The sequence below is a fragment of the Treponema sp. R80B11-R83G3 genome (genome assembly GCF_054786115.1).
The window spans coordinates 1-1,388 of sequence record NZ_BDHF01000216.1; the positions used below are offsets into that span (position 1 = coordinate 1).

At 44.3% G+C, this 1,388-nt stretch carries 1 protein-coding gene; it reads right to left on the minus strand.

Going from position 1 to position 1,388, the window contains the following annotated elements; genetic code table 11:
- Window positions 1-125: 125 nt before the first annotated feature.
- A complete protein-coding gene (locus ACYVRH_RS12750; RefSeq protein WP_461257275.1) occupies window positions 126-1,349 on the minus strand; it encodes a leucine-rich repeat domain-containing protein in 1,224 nt (407 codons plus the stop codon).
- Window positions 1,350-1,388 lie beyond the last annotated feature (39 nt).

Sequence of the window (1,388 nt, forward strand, 5' to 3'; positions counted from 1 at the left end):
ATACCCGCCAGCGTTACCAGCATTGGGGGGTCTGCTTTTTTTTATTGCACCAGCCTTACCAGCGTAACATTTCAAGGAACGATTACTAAAAGAACGGGCGATACGATTAATTTTGGTTCGAATTATCATAGTCCATTTCCCGGCGTTCCATTGGTTGAGTTTGTTTCGTAAAACTTAGCCTCCAAATTGCCGGAAAATGGACTATGATAATTCGAACCAAAATTAATCGTATCACCCGTTCTTTTAGTAATCGTTCCTTGAAATGTTACGCTGGTAAGGCTGGTGCAATAAAAAAAAGCAGACCCCCCAATGCTGGTAACGCTGGCTGGTATTGTTACGCTGGTAAGGCTGTTGCAACCGTAAAAAGCGCCATCCCTAATGGCATTGCAATAATTGCCTATGGTTACGCTGGCAAGGTTGGTGCAACCCGCAAAAGCATCTCCACCAATGCTGGAGGAAACGGTTACGCTGGTAAGGCTGGTGCAACCGTAAAAAAATCTAGAGCCTATCTTATTGTTGATAATTACAGTTTTCAACGATTCTGGAATTGAAGAATTTTGACTTTCAATATTTGACGCGCCGAATAAATAGCCGAAATATTCGTATACGGAGGCGCCATGAGAATTTTCATCTTCCCACCAAGTAGTGTTGTATAGTGTTACGCTGGTAAGGCTGGTGCAACCTTTAAAAGCGTTCTTTCCAAGACTGTCATTCCAATTTATGGTTAAGTCGGTAAGGCTGGTGCAATTACTAAAAGCGTACTGCCCAATGCGTTTAACACTTGGTATGTTTACGCTGGTAAGGCTGGTGCAACTGGCAAAAGCACCATCCCCAATGCTGTTAACGCTGTCCGGTATAGTTACGCTGGCAAGTCTGGTGCAATTAGAAAAAGCGACATCCCCAATGCTGTTAACGCTGTCCGGTATGGTTACGCTGGTAAGGTTCCAGCATTGGTTAAAAGCCCACTCCCCGATGCTGGTAACGCTGCTGGGTATGGTTACGCTGGTAAGGCTGTCGCAACTTCTAAAATCGCTATCCCTAATGCTGGTAAAGGTACTGCCGGAAAGGTCAAGGGAGACATATTTTGTTGGGTTGTTTTTTAGTAGGTTCCTAATGTTTCCATCATAAGGCCAAGGAGCGCCGAGAGAGCTCACATTCAGTTTGACGACGTAGGGGGTGGCTGCGGTGTTGTCTGGTTGGGCGGCTAGCCATGTTGCAAAACCGTCAATGCTTGTAAAGGTAGAATGATCGATAGGGTCAGTGTCGTTACAGCCTATCAAAGGTAGGGCAAAGAATCCAATTACCGCTATAATTGCGGCAATTCCGAAAAGTTTTTTTGTTAATCGCATAAAAATCTCCTTTTATTGATATATGAAAAAGCCTTATGC